This is a genomic window from Pseudofrankia sp. DC12 (assembly GCF_000966285.1).
GTDB lineage: Bacteria > Actinomycetota > Actinomycetes > Frankiales > Frankiaceae > Pseudofrankia.
The window spans coordinates 1,364,861-1,379,592 of the sequence record NZ_KQ031391.1; the positions used below are offsets into that span (position 1 = coordinate 1,364,861).

Annotated in this window: 13 protein-coding genes; 8 read left to right on the forward strand and 5 right to left on the reverse strand. The window is 72.1% G+C overall.

Annotation, left to right across the window (positions count from 1 at the left end; all coding sequences use genetic code 11):
* Positions 1 to 18: 18 nt before the first annotated feature.
* From FRADC12_RS05595 to FRADC12_RS05615, 4 genes are all read right to left on the reverse strand, one after another.
* A complete protein-coding gene (locus FRADC12_RS05595; protein WP_157488712.1) occupies positions 19 to 282 on the reverse strand; it encodes a hypothetical protein in 264 nt (87 codons plus the stop codon).
* 63 nt (positions 283 to 345) lie between these two features.
* Positions 346 to 480 carry a hypothetical protein gene (locus FRADC12_RS33755; RefSeq protein WP_255355172.1) on the reverse strand — a complete coding sequence of 45 codons (135 nt, stop codon included), beginning with the start codon at positions 478 to 480 and terminating at the stop codon, positions 346 to 348.
* Between the two features lie 175 nt (positions 481 to 655).
* Entirely contained in the window at positions 656 to 1,360 is a 705-nt protein-coding gene (locus tag FRADC12_RS05605) for a recombinase family protein (RefSeq protein WP_045875830.1), read from the reverse strand.
* Between the two features lie 513 nt (positions 1,361 to 1,873).
* Positions 1,874 to 2,566, reverse strand: a complete 693-nt coding sequence (locus FRADC12_RS05615) for a hypothetical protein (protein ID WP_045875831.1) — start codon at positions 2,564 to 2,566, stop codon at positions 1,874 to 1,876.
* A gap of 488 nt (positions 2,567 to 3,054) precedes the next feature.
* Here FRADC12_RS05615 and FRADC12_RS05620 point away from each other — a divergent pair, with 488 nt between their 5' ends.
* The 8 genes from FRADC12_RS05620 to FRADC12_RS05655 are packed head-to-tail and all read left to right on the forward strand — an operon-like array spanning position 3,055 to position 14,053.
* Positions 3,055 to 3,927, forward strand: coding sequence for a hypothetical protein (locus FRADC12_RS05620; protein ID WP_045875832.1), 873 nt, complete (start codon positions 3,055 to 3,057; stop codon positions 3,925 to 3,927).
* Complete coding sequence (locus FRADC12_RS05625) at positions 3,924 to 4,343, forward strand: pilin (RefSeq protein ID WP_045875833.1); 420 nt, start codon at positions 3,924 to 3,926, stop codon at positions 4,341 to 4,343. The genes FRADC12_RS05620 and FRADC12_RS05625 overlap by 4 nt, the downstream gene beginning before the upstream one ends.
* 2 nt (positions 4,344 to 4,345) lie before the next feature.
* Positions 4,346 to 6,298 carry a TrbL/VirB6 family protein gene (locus tag FRADC12_RS05630; RefSeq protein WP_157488713.1) on the forward strand — a complete coding sequence of 651 codons (1,953 nt, stop codon included), beginning with the start codon at positions 4,346 to 4,348 and terminating at the stop codon, positions 6,296 to 6,298.
* Positions 6,295 to 7,554: a PrgI family protein gene (locus FRADC12_RS05635; protein WP_045875834.1), complete on the forward strand. Its 1,260-nt coding sequence runs from the start codon at positions 6,295 to 6,297 to the stop codon at positions 7,552 to 7,554. Before FRADC12_RS05630 ends, FRADC12_RS05635 begins: the two co-directional genes overlap by 4 nt.
* Positions 7,554 to 9,437 (forward strand): VirB4 family type IV secretion system protein, encoded by a 1,884-nt coding sequence (locus FRADC12_RS05640; protein ID WP_045875835.1) that lies wholly within the window; start codon positions 7,554 to 7,556, stop codon positions 9,435 to 9,437. Before FRADC12_RS05635 ends, FRADC12_RS05640 begins: the two co-directional genes overlap by 1 nt.
* Before the next feature lie 36 nt (positions 9,438 to 9,473).
* Positions 9,474 to 11,981: a type IV secretory system conjugative DNA transfer family protein gene (locus FRADC12_RS05645; RefSeq protein WP_045875836.1), complete on the forward strand. Its 2,508-nt coding sequence runs from the start codon at positions 9,474 to 9,476 to the stop codon at positions 11,979 to 11,981.
* Positions 11,982 to 11,998: 17 nt separating this feature from the next.
* Positions 11,999 to 13,018 (forward strand): replication-relaxation family protein, encoded by a 1,020-nt coding sequence (locus FRADC12_RS05650; RefSeq protein WP_045875837.1) that lies wholly within the window; start codon positions 11,999 to 12,001, stop codon positions 13,016 to 13,018.
* A 60-nt stretch (positions 13,019 to 13,078) separates the two neighbouring features.
* Positions 13,079 to 14,053 (forward strand): NlpC/P60 family protein, encoded by a 975-nt coding sequence (locus tag FRADC12_RS05655; RefSeq protein ID WP_045879140.1) that lies wholly within the window; start codon positions 13,079 to 13,081, stop codon positions 14,051 to 14,053.
* Positions 14,054 to 14,118: 65 nt separating this feature from the next.
* On the opposite strand, the gene FRADC12_RS05660 is transcribed toward FRADC12_RS05655, so the two are convergent.
* Positions 14,119 to 14,727, reverse strand: a complete 609-nt coding sequence (locus tag FRADC12_RS05660) for a TetR/AcrR family transcriptional regulator (protein ID WP_045875838.1) — start codon at positions 14,725 to 14,727, stop codon at positions 14,119 to 14,121.
* Positions 14,728 to 14,732: the final 5 nt, after the last annotated feature.

Consider the following 14,732-nt stretch of genomic DNA (forward strand, 5'->3'; position numbering starts at 1 on the left):
TGCGACGGACGGGCGGGTCTATTCGCGGCGCTGGTCGGCGCGGGATCCGGGTGGTCCGGCGGCCCGGACCCGAGACCGGCCGGCGGCGTTGCCGGTAGGGGTGAGGTGGAAGCCGGTGGTGTGGGCCGCGAGGAAGGCCAAGACCTGCTCGTGCTGTGCATCAAGGGACTGATCGCCGTCGCAGGTGCCGTGCCGGAGGTAGAGGACAACCGGCACGGCACCGGAAACGATGTCCGCCGTGTTCTTCGCGGTGGACTGACGGGCCGAAAATGGGCGCGGCATACCGACGCTCCTTTCTTGTGCGGGTTGACGGCGGCCCACTTTGAGGGAGGGTCGGTAAGGGCGTCAGGCCGCCTTGTTCGGCGCCCCGTTCCTTTCCCACTGTAGGACGAGTTCTGTCAGAGCGGACACGGCGGTGGCGTATTCCTCGGCGGTCATTTCGACGGTATCGATCCCGTCGATGTCGACGTGGCGGGCCACGTCTTGCCTTCCGCTGGAAGGAGACCCCGAATCGCCTGTAGCGGCCGTGTGGCTCATTGTGATCTCGATTCCGACCACGGATTCCTATACGGCGGGAAGCCGCAGCCGTCATACCGCGACGCGGGGGCCGGCGCCCTCTTGACTGGGAATGAGGACAGGCGTGGTGGGAATGGCGTCACGCGCGTACACCCCGGTTGCCGCTACCGGTTCCCGGGTCGGTCGGAGGGTCTGGGGGCATCTCCCAGGACGGCAGATGCGGGCTGAAGACCCCCTGACCGGGAGGGGCGAGCAGTTGGGCGCGGTAGAACGTCCGCCCGTCGATGATCGGACGGTGGGCGTGGAGGCAGACGACCCAGTGTTCGGGTGGGACGGGTCGGCCGGCATGGGTGCGGCCCCAGACGGTGGCGCCGGTGTACACGGGGTTGGCCAGGATGCGGCCGACCGACGCAGGCGTCCAGGGACGCGGCAGGCCGGTGGCCGGGTCGGCGATGCCGTAGAGGTCATCGACGATGAGTAGGCGGGTGACGATGGCGCTGGGGGTGAGCCGGTCCTCGACTCGCCATTGAAAGATCAGCCCGACGACGGCCGCGGGTTCGGGGTCGAGGACCAGGAGCATGCGGCGGCGGGACTGGCCGTGCTGATCCGGCACGCTGACCTGGTGCGGGAGATAGCCGTAGGGCACGGGGCCGAGGTGGAAGCCGGCGCGGACGAGGTCGATCTGAGCGTGGCGGGCGCGTTCGGTGGTCCAGGCGTGGTGGGCGGCGAGTAGCCGCGCCTGGCGCACGGCACGGGGGTGGGTGAACCGCTCCCACCAGCTGGGCCGGCGTTGCGGCTCGGGCCGGGCGGGCGGCAGCGCGGGGATGGGCAGCAGGTCAGACATGTGGGCTCCAGCCAAAGGGGATGGGGCCGGTCGCGGCGCGATGCCACCGCCGGACCAGCGCGGGGCGGGTCTAGGCGGCGCGGTTCGCCGCGGCGGTAGGCGCGCCGGCGGCGGCCGGCTGGTCCGGTGGTCGTGGGAGCCGCGGCTGCTGCCCACCGCCGGGAAAGAGCAGCACATCGTCGTGGGTGGGCCAGGCCCGTCCAGTCGCGGGCGGGGCGGCGTCGAGCCTCGGGGGGTGGGGCACGGTGGCGAGCGGGACCGCGCGGTGCGCGGGTCGCCAGCGTGCCTCGCGGCTAGCGGCACCGGTCCGCCTGGCCAGTCGGAGATCGTCATTGAGGTGGCTGGCGGACCGGCCTGGTTCCCGACTTCTGGCGGGGCGGTCCGGGAGCTGGTCGCCGCTGAGACGGAGGCGGTCGGCGGGGTCGGTCGGCGATCCGATCGCGGTCGGGAGCAGGCTGACCGGTCCGAGTCCGGTCCTGGACCGCCGCTCGGGCGGGTGCGCGGCGTGGCCGGTCATCGGCGCTCCTGCGGCCCGGCGGGCGCGACCGGGACGAACAGGAACAGGTCGGAGTGGACTCTGCGGGCGACGCTTCGCCGTGGCTGCGGGGTCCGCGGCTGGTCGAGCTCGTCGAGGTGGACTTCGAGCAGGACGAACCGGTCAAGCAGCGCGAGGCCGTGGCGGGCGGTGGCGGCGTTCAGGTCGACCGTGGGGTCGATCAGCCAGCCGGCGACGGTGTCGCTGTGGGTGATCACGGCCAGCCGGCCGCCTGGTGTGAGCATGTCGGCCCACGGGACGCCATGGAGCCAGCCGATCCCGGTCGGTTCGACGACCGTGAGAACCAGCGGGCGGCGGTCGCCGCTCAGATTGTGCTCGGGGAGGTCCGGTCCGGATTCGGACCCGGACGGACGCGGGGCTTCGGCGGTGGGCGCGGGGCGGACCTCGACGGTGCGGCCGAGTCGGGCGACAGCCCCGGCTATCGCGGCGAGGAGGTCCTCCTGCGTCTCGCTGCGGCCGTCGGTGGGCGCGTCGGTCTCGTCCGGCGGCGGGGTCAGGAGCCGGACCGGGTCGCCGGGCCGGGTGTGGGTGGCGACGAGCTGTTCGACGGCGGTCTGAAGCCAGCCGGCCGGCGTTCGGTCCGGGCCCTCGGGCGGGCAGGGCCAGACGGTCGCCGGACGGGTGTCGCGGTCCGGGTCGGATACGGGCATCGAGAGGGTTCCTTTCACGGCGGGGCGTTTCCGCGGTCGTGAAAGGAGACCGTCTGCTGGGCATGTTTCCGACACCAGGCCGACAGTCTTTTTCAAGATTTTTCTCGCTGGGCATGACCTAGTCCGACCGGACTATTGATCGCTGGGAGATCGCTGGGCAGTACCCAGAGAGCTGCCCAAAAACTTTTTCAAGATTTTTCTCGCTGGCATTCTTGCCGACCGGTCGCGTTGCCGGCGGTGGCGCCCAGAGATCTTCGTGATTTGTCACAGCACCGCAGCTCGTGGGCCTGCTGTGCAGGCGCCAGCCACGCCTGGCCGCAGCTCGACTCGGGGGCGGCCAGGAGCCTCGGATCAAGATCTCTGGGCTTCTTGTGGAAGACAGCGATCTTCTCTGTGCATTCACCGGTAGATCATTCTGGCTTTTTGCTGGGCACGACGTGGCTTCCTGATGGCTGTCCAAAATCCGCGACAGCGAAGGACGGCGATAAATGCCTGACGGAATGTCTTCTGCTCCTGCCCCGCCGGTCGGCCGGGGTGTGTCCGCGTTGCCGTTGGCGACGTTGCGGAACTGCTTTGACCTACTCGTCGCCGGCCCGTCGCCGCTGGGGCTGGACGGCGCGTTGGTGGCGGGCCTGCCAGCGCGGCTGGTCGCGTTGGACGAGCTGCGCGACCTCCTGCTGGCCGGCTCCTGCCCACAGACGGTGCGCGACGCGGCGTGGGCGGTGGTGCTCCGCCGCTCCCGCCACTACGGCGGCGCGTGGACGGTCGGTGTCGCCGGGATGGCGCTGCCGGCCCTGCGCGCGGTGGCCGCCCGGCTCGGTGGCTACAGCGCCCTCGATACCGCGGACGTGCAGGCCGAGGTGCTGACCGGATTCCTCGAAGCGGCGGCCACGGTCCGCCTGGACCTACCGCGGATCACGGTGCGGCTGCGGTGGGCCACCTACCGGGCCGGCCTGGCGGCGACCGTCCAGCAGCGGGAAGCCCCCCGTCCATCCACGGACCTGTTCGAGACCCTCGCCCAGGCGGAGGCGCCGTGGTTCGGTCCGGTCCCGACCGGTCCCGACCAGGTCCTCACCGGCGCGGTCGCCGCCGGACTCCTGACCGACACCGAGGCCGACCTGATCGCCGCGACCCGCCTCGACGACCTCTCGATCAGCACCTGGGCCGGCCACCACGGGATGGCACCTCAGCGGGCCTCCCGACTGCGCCAGCGCGCCGAGCAGCGCCTCGCGGACCACCTCACCGACCCGGCCGACACCAGCCGGACCCCGCGCTCGCACCCGAGCCAGCCCCGGCCGCAGACAGACGCGGACCGCTTTCTGCCGGCCGGCTCGCGCTCGCTGGCGGAGGTGTCCGCATGACCCCGACCGGTCCGCCGGCCGCGGCTGGTCCCGCACACGGTGGTACCCGTCGCCGTCTCGCGCTGCGTCGCACTCTGCTGATCGCCGCCGTCATCGCCGTGATGATGCTCGTCGGCGGCGTGGCGTTCGCCGCCACCCCCGCCCCCGCGCCGATTCCCGCGGTGCCGCCGGGACCTCCGGTCGCGGGCGACCTGAACGCGGTCCTGAACAACATCCGCAACTGGGTCATGGGGATCCTCGCGCTGCTCTCGACGGTGGCTCTCACAGCCGGCGGCGTGCGCTACCTGATCTCCAACGGCGACCCGGCAGAGATCAACAAAGCCAAGGAGGCGTTCCGCAACGCCGGGTGGGGCTATGCCCTGACCGCGCTCGCCCCGGTCGGCGTGGCGATTCTCAAGCAGATCGTCGGGGGCTAGCCATGACCCCCACCGTGCTTCCCCGAGGCGCCCGCGCCACAGAGCGCCGCCCCGCGGTCCGCGTGCCGGGCATCCGGAAACGCCTGGGGCTGCGGCTCGCCGGGCTGCTGCTGGCCGCGGTGGTCGTGCTCCTCGCCCTGCCCAGGACGGCTTGGGCCGCCGGCGCCACCCCCATCACACCGCCCACGCCAACGACGTCCGGACCGCCCGCGGCGACGCCGCAGGCACAGCCGGGACCGTCTCCCACCGCGCCCAGCGATACCGCCGGCGATACGCCCAGCACGGGCAGCGCCCCGTCCGGTGGATCGACACCACAGACCTGCGCGAGCGGCGACCAGTCGTGCACGACCCCTCCCGCGACGCCGAGCACCCCGGTCACGCCGTCGGCTCCCGTACCGACGACGACCCCACCGGCGCCCACCATCCCCGGTGACGGGGGGTCTGGCGGTGTCGCCGGCTGGCTCGTGGACCAGATCACGAAAGCCGTCGACAACTTTTTCCGAGGGCTGGTGATCGGCGGCCTGAATCCGCTGTTGGACCTGCTCGGTCGGACGTTGTTGACGACTCCAGCGCCCTCGGATCTTCCGGCGATCGGCCAGCTGTGGTCGACCTCCTGGGCCATCACCGTCGCCGCTTACGGCCTGCTGATCATGGCCGGTGGGATCACCGTCATGGCCTACGGGACAACCCAGACACGCACCTCGATCAAAGAGATCGCGCCACGCATCCCGGTGGGTTTCCTCGCCGCCGCCTTCTCCCAGTTCCTCGCCAGCAAGGCGATCGCACTGGCCAATCCGCTCCCCGCAGCGATTCTCGGCCAGGGCGTCGACCCGCAATCCGCCTCCACTCAGCTACGCACCATCGTTCTTGGCGCGCTTAGTGGCGGCCCCGACAGCGCCTACCGCGACATCTTCTCGATCTTCCTCGGCCTGTTCCTGGCAGGTGCGATTGTCGCGCTGCTCTGTGTCTACATCGGCCGAGTCGTCCTGACGGTGGTACTGATCGGGATAGGGCCGCTGGCGTTGGCCTGTCATGCCCTCCCGCAAACCGAGCGGATCGCGTTCTGGTGGTGGCGGGCGTTGTTCTCGGTCCTGGGTATTCAGGTCGCCCAGGCCTTCGTTCTGATCGCCTCGTTCCGCCTGTTCTTCACCCCCGGCGGGTTCACGTTGCTGGGTCCGACGCCGGACGGGATCGTGAACCTGCTGGCGGCGATCACGATGGTCTATTTCCTGTTCAAACTGCCGTTCTGGTTGATGCCGCGGATCGGCCAGGGCCGCGGCGTGCTCGGCCGGATCGTGCGTGCCTACGTGATGGGCCGTGCACTCGGTCTGCTGCGTGGCGGGTTCGGAACACGCCGCCGCCCGACCGTTCCCCGAGGCCGCCGGCGTGGCCGGGGCGGGCCCGGTCGTGGGCGCGGCGGGCGCCGGCGTGGGCCCGGCGGCGGCCCCAGGAACGGGCCGTCGGATCCCTACGAGCGCATCGAGGTCGACCCGACCGGCCAGGGGCTGATCCCGATGACCCGCGTCCCCCGGGTGCGCCGGCCCGGCCCGGCCCGCGGGGTGCCCCGCCCCCCACGACCGGCCAGGACGCGCGCCAGGCCCGGTCACCGCCAGCTGTCGATCCCGTTCAACAGCGCCCTCGGCCAGGGCGGACGGTATCTGGCCCGCGACGGCGGGACGTGGATCGACCAGCACGGTCAGACCCTGCTCCCGTTCGACGTCGAGCAGCTCCCGCCCGTCCCCGCCCCGCCAGGCCGTCGCGCGCCGCAGCCGGGCGCGGGCAGCCGACGCGGCGCGGCTACTCGCGCGCCGCGGCCAGCTCCCCGCCGCACGCGCACAGCCGCTCCGGTGCCGCCGGTGGCGCGCTTCCGGCAGCCGATGTTGCCCGGCATGACCACCCGGCCCCGGCCGCGACCCCGTCCGTCCCAGCCTGAAAGGCGACCCGACCCGTCATGACGAATCCCGTGCGCATCCCTGCTGACGTTGACCGCGAGGACCGGTTGATCGCGAACCTGACCGCCCGGCAGGTTCTGATCCTCACCCTCACCGCCGCTGGCCTCTATCTCGCCTGGACCCTCACCCGCCCGCTGCTGGCGCTGCCGGTGTTCGCGCTGCTCGCGCTCCCGGTGACCGTCACCGCTTGTGTCCTCGTGCTGGGCCACCGTGATGGCCTTTCCCTGGACCAGCTGCTCGTCGCCGCGGTCCGCCAACGCACCAGCCCACGCCAGCGGATCAACGCCCCGGAAGGGGTGATCCCCCCGCCCAGGTGGCTGGCGGCCCGCGCGACCCCAGATGACCGTCACCCCGCCGGCGGCCAGCCGGCGGCGCCGCTGCGGCTGCCGGCCCGCACCGTCACCGGCACCGGCACCGGCGGACTCGGCGTGATCGACCTCGGGGCCGACGGGCTGGCCGTGGTCGCGGTCGTGTCCACGGTGAACTTCGCGCTGCGCACCCCCGACGAGCAGGACGCCCTGGTCGCCGTGTTCGCCCGCTACCTGCACAGCCTCACCGCGCCGGTGCAGATCCTCATCCGGGCGATGCCCGCCGACCTGACCAGCCACATCCGCCACCTCGACGACGCCGCCGACCAGCTGCCCCACCCCGCGCTCGCCCACGCGGCCCGCCAACACGCCACTTACCTGGCCGAGCTCACCGCCGACATGGCGTTGTTGACCCGCCAGGTCCTGCTGGTCCTGCGCGAACCGCTCGTCCCCGCCGGCCCTGTCGACGGGCTCGGCGGCGCGTCCCCGCTGGCCACGTTCACCAGCCGGCGGACAGCGGCCCGCGACGCCCGCCGTACCGGGGACGCCACCCGCCGTGCTGCCCACACCCGTCTCGCCCGCCGGCTCGCCGAAGCGACCGACCTGCTCGCCCCGGCCGGGATCGTCGTCACGCCCCTGGACGCCGGCACGGCGACCAGCGTGCTCGCCGCGGCCTGCAACCCCGCCGGCCTCGTGCCACCCGGGGCGCTCGCCGCCCCTGACGAGGTCATCACCGCCGACCCGGCCGTCGGATTTCTGCCTGATGACGACGGCTTTTCGGACGACGCAGGTGTCGAGGACCCGGACGACCCGATCGACGCGGACGGCTACGCCGACCCCTTCGACAACTGGGACAGCCGCGACGGCTGGGTCCCCGACGTGCCGCCGCCCCCACGACGCTCCCGCCCGCCGGCGCGACGCACCCTCGACGTGCGCAGGGGGCGGGCCTGATGAGTCGAGCCCGACGCCATAAGGCCGCTCCGTCCCACGGCCCGTCCCCGCGATCGATCGACGCCGCCGCGGCGGCGTTCGTCCCGGACTCCTTGACGATCGCGTCTCGACACCTCGAAGTCGGAGGCGACCTGCTCGCCACGATGGCGATCACCGGCTATCCCCGCGAGGTCCACGCCGGCTGGCTCGCACCACTGCTGACCTACCCGGGCCGCGTCGACGTCGCGGTCCACATCGACCCGATCGACCCGGTCACCGCCGCCCACCGGCTCCGCCGCCAGCTGGCCAAGCTGGAGTCCGGCCGCCAGCTCGGCGACGAACGCGGCCGGCTCGTGGACCCGCAGGTCGAGGCCGCGACCGAGGACGCCTACGACCTGTCCGCCCGCGTCGCCCGCGGCGAAGGCAAGCTCTACCGCCTCGGCCTTTACCTCACCATCCACGCGGCCAGCGAAGCGGAACTGGCCGACGAGGTCGCCGCCGTCCGGGCACTCGCGGCCAGCCTGCTGCTGGACGCGAAACCCGCCAGCTACCGGTCCCTGCAAGGCTGGGTCACCACTCTGCCTCTCGGTCTCGATCAGCTCCGGATGCGGCGCACCTTCGACACTGCGGCGCTCGCGGCGGCGTTCCCGTTCACCTCGCCCGACCTGCCGCCCGTCGACCCGACGTCGCTGGCCCCGTCCGGGGTGCTCTACGGGCTCAACGTCGCCAGCAACGGGCTGGTGCACTGGGACCGGTTCGGCGACGTCGACAACCACAACGCCGTCGTCCTCGGCCGCTCCGGGTCGGGGAAGTCCTACCTGGTCAAGCTCGAACTCCTGCGGTCGCTTTTCCGGGGCGTCGAGATCCACGTCGTCGACCCCGAAGACGAATACGCCCGCCTCGCCCACGCCGTCGGCGCGACCTACCTGCATCTCGGCGCCGCCGGAGTGCGCCTCAACCCCTTCGACCTGCCGATCCAGACCACCCCCGACGGCCGGCGCACCGCTCCGCGTGACGCCCTGGTGCGGCGCAGCCTGTTCCTGCACACCGTGATCTCCGTACTCATCGGCGAACTCACGGCAACCGAACGCGCCGTGCTCGACGTCGCGATCGCCGCGACCTACCAGGCGGCCGGGATCACCGCCGACCCGCGCACCTGGAACCAGCCGGCGCCGCTGCTGTCCGACCTCGCAACCACCCTCGCCGGGACACAGAACCCGGTGGCGGTGGCGCTCGCCGCCCGGCTGCACCCGTACACCGCCGGCGCGTTCTCCGGACTGTTCGACGGACCAACCAGCGGCAGCGGCGACGGCTACCTCGTCGTCTACTCCCTGCGCGACCTCGCCGACGAGGTGAAACCGATCGGGACGCTGCTCGTCCTGGACGCCGTCTGGCGCCGCGTGTCCAACCCCGCCGACCGCCGTCCCCGGATGGTCGTCGTCGACGAGGCGTGGCTGCTCATGCGCCAGCCCGCCGGCGCCGCGTTCCTGTTCCGGATGGCGAAGGCAGCCCGCAAGCACTGGGCCGGACTCACCGTCGCCACCCAGGACACCGCCGACGTCCTGGCCACCGACCTCGGCAAAGCGATCGTCACGAACTCGGCCACCCAGATCCTGCTGCGCCAAGCGCCGCAAGCGATTGACGAGATCACCGGCCTGTTCGACCTGTCCGACGGCGAACGGCAATTTCTGCTGTCCGCCGACCGCGGCCAAGGCCTGCTCGCCGCCGGTGCCCAGCGGGTCGCGTTCCAAGCGCTGGCCTCCGACATCGAACACCGCCTGATCACGACCAACCCGGCCGAACTCGCCGCCGACCCCGACCTCGTCGACGACGGCTTCATCAACCTCACCGGGCCCGACGACCCGGCCGCGGACGACGGCCAGATCTACCTCGACCCCGCCTGACCGCCACCGCCCCAACCCGCAAGGAGATCGGAACCCATGGATCTGCTCGCCGCGGCGGCGGGCGCGCCGTCCTCGCCGCTCGCCACCTACCTGACCGACCCGTGGGGATTTCTCCACCAGCTCCTCAGCGCGCTGCGCGCGTGGACGCTGACGTGGGGACCCGTCGCCGGCCCGCTCCTGCTGATAGCCGCCGTCGGCCTGCTCACCGGCCGGGCCCGCCTGCGCCGCCGCTATCAACGGCACCTGGCTGCTGGTGCCCGGGTTGTCACTGTTCTCGCGCCGCCCTCCGTCGACCCGGCCGGGGCGACCGTGCTGTGGTCGAACCTGCTCGGGCTGCTTCGCCCCCGTTGGCAGCGGTGGGCCGGTCAACCCCACCTCGCCTGGGAATACCTGTTCTCCGCCGACGGGGTCCGCATCCAGATCTGGGTGCCCGGCGTCGTCCCCACCGGATTCGTGGAACGGGCCGTCGAGGCGGCCTGGCCCGGGGCGCACACCCGTGCCGATCCCGCGCGGGGACCGCTGCCGGTCGTGACCCGGCCTGGCCGGCGGCTGCTCGCGGCCGGAGGGGAACTGCGCCTTGCCCGGCCCGAAGCGCTGCCGCTGCGCACCGACCACGACGCCGACCCGATCCGCGCGCTGCTCGCCGCGCCCGGTGGGCTGGCCCGCAACCAGCGAGCCGCCGTGCAGATCCTGGCCCGACCGGTCACCGGCCGCCGCGTCATCAAAGCCCGCCGAGCGGCCCGGCGGCTACGGGGCGGCGGGTCGCCCACCCCGATCGGCAGCTTGCTCGACCTCCTCACCCCCCACGCACGGCGCAGCGGACGCGCCCGCCAGACCTCCCCACCGAAACTCGACCACCAGACGTCACTCGCGCTGTCCGCCGAAGACCGCGCGATCGTCACCAAGGGCCGCGGCGCCCAGTTCGAGGTCCGCGTCCGCTACGCCATCGCCGCAGTCGTCGACGAGCACACCGACGACGACACCACTCGCCGCGTCGACGGAGCGCTGCGCGGACGGGCCCACGCCATCGCCTCAGCGTTCGCCGCCTACGGCGAGCACAACTACCTCGCACGCGCCCGGCTGCGCCACCCTCTGCCGTTCCTCGCCGCCCGCCACCTCGGCCACGGCGACCTCCTGTCCGTCGGTGAACTCGGCGCGTTGGCCCACCTACCCCTCGACGCGGCGGTCCCCGGCCTGCAACGCGCCGGGGCGAAAGCGGTCGCACCACCGCCCGGCGTCGCCAGCGTCGGCCCGCATGTCCGCCCGGTCGGCCGCTCCGACGGCGGACATGCCCGTCCGGTCGGCCTGCGGGTCCCTGACGCCCGCCACCACCTGCACATTCTCGGCGCCACCGGCAGCGGCAAGTCCGAGCTGCTCGCCCGCATGACGCTCGACGACATCGCCTCCGGCCGGGGTGTGGTGAACGTCGACCCGAAGGGCGACATGGTCGTCGACATCCTCGCCCGCTACCCGCTAGACGCCCTCGGCCGCCTCGTGCTGTTCGACGCCGACTCGCCGGGCCGCCCGCCGTGCCTGAACCCCCTCGACCAGCCCGACCGGGGCCGCGCCGTCGACAACCTCGTCAGCATCTTCAGCCGCGTCTACGCCGAGTCGTGGGGGCCACGCACCGACGACATCTTCCGCGCTGGCCTGCTCACCCTCGCCGCCCAATCCGAGGTTCCCGTCCTGACCCAGCTGCCCAGGCTCCTGACCGACGTCGCTTACCGGCAGCGCCTCGTCGGTGAGATCAAAAAGGGTGACGGCAACGAGATCCTCGCTGGCTTCTGGCAGTGGTACGAGGCGCTGTCCGAGCCTGCGCGCGCGCACGCCGTCGGCCCGCTGATGAACAAGTTGAGGGGGTTCTTGCTGCGGCCGTTCGTGCGGGCGGCGATCGCCGCCGGCCCGTCCACCGTCGATATGGACGCCGTACTGAACAACGGCGGGGTCTGTTTGGTCCGTATCGCCCAGGACGCCCTCGGCGTCGAGACCGCCGCGCTCATGGGCTCGATCGTCGTGTCGGCGGTCTGGCAGGCCACCACCCGGCGCGCCCGGATGCCCCAAAGCAAAAGGCCAGACGCCAGCCTGTTCCTCGATGAAGCCCACCATTTCTTGACGTTGCCTTACGCGTTGGAGGACATGCTCGCCGCCGCCCGCGGCTACCGGCTCGGGATCACCCTGGCCCACCAGAACCTCGCCCAGCTGCCACGCCATCTGGAAGAGGCCATCGCCGCGAACGCCCGCTCCAAGATCTACTTCACGGTGTCACCGGCGGACGCGAAGCACCTCGTCCGCCACGTCGAGCCACGGCTGTCCGAGCACGACCTGGCCCACCTCGGCGCCTTCCACGCCGCCGCCCGCCTCGTCGTCGCCGGCGAACAGGCACCCGCCTTCACCCTGCGCACCCAGAAGCTGCCCGCCCCCGTGCCCGGCCGCGCCACGCAGATCCGCCGGGAGCTGCGCCGCCGCGCGCCCATCCCCGCGCCGACACCACCAGATACCACGGCCCCCCAGCCGCAGGCCGATCCACGCCGCCGCGCCCGCTGACCACCTCCGGAGTCCTCATGGTCGCCTACCCGCAGCCCCAACGTGCCCTGCGCACACCGCCCCGGCCCACCGACGGCCGGATCGTCGCCGACGCCGCGCATCTGACGTTCCTCGCCCGCCACCTCTCACCCCGCGACCGGTGGATCACCCGCCTCGTCCACGAGCACCGGGTACTGACCACCCACCAGCTCGTCGAGGCCGCCTGGCCCAGCCGCCGGGCCGCCAACCACCGGCTGCTGGAGCTCTACCGCTGGCGCGTCCTCGACCGCTTCCAACCCCTCGTCCCCGTCGGACAGGGACTACCCCCAGCGCACTACGTCTGTGACACCGCCGGCGCCACCGTCCTGGCCGCCGAGGACGGCATCGAGCTGAAGGACACCGGCTACCGCCACACCCGCGCCCTCGCGATCGCCCACTCCCAGCGCCTCGCCCACACCCTCGCCGTCAACGGCTTCTTCACCAGCCTCATCGCCCACACCCGCCAACCCACCCCACCCGGCACGCTCACCGCCTGGTGGTCAGAAACCCGCTGCCTGCGCGCGTTCGGCGACCTCGTCCGCCCCGACGCCTACGGCCGCTGGACCTCCACCCGCGGTGAGATCGAATGGTTCCTCGAACTCGACTGGGCCACCGAGCAGGTCAGCCGCCTCGCCCTCAAGATCGGCGACTACGGCCGCCTCGCAACGGCGACGAGGATCAGCACGCCCGTGCTGTTCTGGTTCCCCACCGCCCAGCGCGAGACCCACGCCCGTCAAGCACTCGCCGCGGCGGTGACCGGACTCGACCTGCCCGACATGGTCCCGGTCGCCACCACCGCCGCGAGCCTCGTCCCCGCCGACAGCCAGCTCGATCCCACCCTCGCCCGCTGGCTGCCACTGACCCAGACCCGCGCCGGCCGACTACCCCTCGACCAGCTGACCCGCGCCTGGCCCCGACTCCGACCCCCCGCGCCCGTCGACGGCCGCTCCACGAACACCTCGACCGGCCCAGGACTGCGCCCGCCGACGCCGATGCCGCCCGCGAACAACCAGGGGTGAGCGGCCACGTCCAAATACCTCGCCGCCGCCGCCGCCGTGGCGGTCCTCCTCATCGCGATCATGGGAGCCGCCGCAGGGCAGTTCGCCGAACGGGCCCTCTGCGTGCCCGTCGTCGGCTGGTTCCTCGGCTGCACCAGCGGTGGTAGTCCCAGCCAGACCGCGCTCGACGACATCCCCACCGACTACCTCGCCCTCTACATGCAGGCCGCGACCACCTGCCCCGGCCTATCCTGGACAACCCTCGCGGCCATCGGTGAAGTCGAATCCGATCACGGCCGCAGCCGGCTTCCAGGCGTGGCCAGCGGCACCAACAGCGCCGGAGCCGGCGGTCCCATGCAGTTCCTCGCCCCGACATTCGCCGCAGTCGTCGCGCACCACCAACTGCCGGCGGGAGGGGCGAACCCGCCGTCGCTCTACAACCCGCAGGACGCCGTCTACGCCGCCGCGGCCTACCTGTGCGACAACCACGCCGCCACTGACCTGACCGGCGCCCTCTGGAACTACAACCACTCGGATGCCTACATCGCCCAGGTCCTCACCCAAGCCACCCAGTACTCTGAACCGAACCCGAACGCTTCAGTAGCGTGCGCTACATTTCAGTCATCGTTTCAGTCCGGGATCGATCATTTCAGTAGCGTCGCGCTGACTGCCGTTCAGTTCGCTTGCGGGCAGATCGGTAAGCCCTACGTCTGGGGTGGTAATGGCGAGCCCGGGTTCGACTGCAGTGGTCTGACGGCTGCCGCCTATGCCGTCGCGGGTGTCCAGATCCCTCGTACGGCCCAGGGTCAGTACAACGCCGGCCCGCTTGTTTCAGCTGGTTGGCCCCTGCTGCCGGGGGACCTGGTGTTCTTCGGTGGTGGACCAGCCGCTGTCGCCCATGTCGGCATCTTCCTTGGCATCCAGAATGGTCAGGCGATGATAGTGGACGCGCCTCACGAGGGGGCTTACGTCCGCGTCGAACCGTTTCCCGCGACGGTGGGTGCCCGATGGGGATCAGAGTTCTACCTCGGAGCGAGTACGCCGGCCGGCGGCTGACGCGGACGACGGGAGGCTGGAGCGCCGTGTGCCGGCCTGGGCCGCTCGCGCTGCGTGCACGCCGTTCAGCGAGGTGGGCCGAGTCGGTGGTCGAGATGGCGGGCGAGGACGCGTCGGGCGTCGTCTGCTGATCGGCGACCGCCGAGGATGGCGTTGCCGAGCCCGACGCCCAGGGCGAGGATGGCCAGCGCCTCGTCGGCGAGGTCCTGTTCCGGGGGGAGCTGCCCGTCGGCCTGACAGGCGCGTAGCTGCTCGATCAGCCATGCCTCCAGGGCGTCGGGGTCGCTGCCGTAGGGCTGGGCCGCCAACGAGGAGTCGGTCAGCGCGAGTGCGAAGTACTGGTTGTACAGGACGTGCAGCGACCGGCTTTCGGCGTCGAGGGGCAGCGTCGCGAGCAGGACGAACTCGATCCGCTCCCGGCCTGCGGCAGGCAGCCCGGCGGTGGCGAGGCGCGGCAGCACCCGCTCGGCGAACTGCTCACCGACCCGGCGCAGCCCGAACAGCAGCAACTGCTCCTTGGTCTGGAAGTAGTACTGGACCAGCCGCACCGACACCCCGGCCTCGGCCGCCACCTCCCGGAACCCGGCTGTGTGCAGCCCCTGTGTGGCCGCGACGCGCAGCAGTGCGTCGGCGATGTGGCGGCGGCGCTGCTCGTGGTCAACCCGCTTCGGCATCGCAT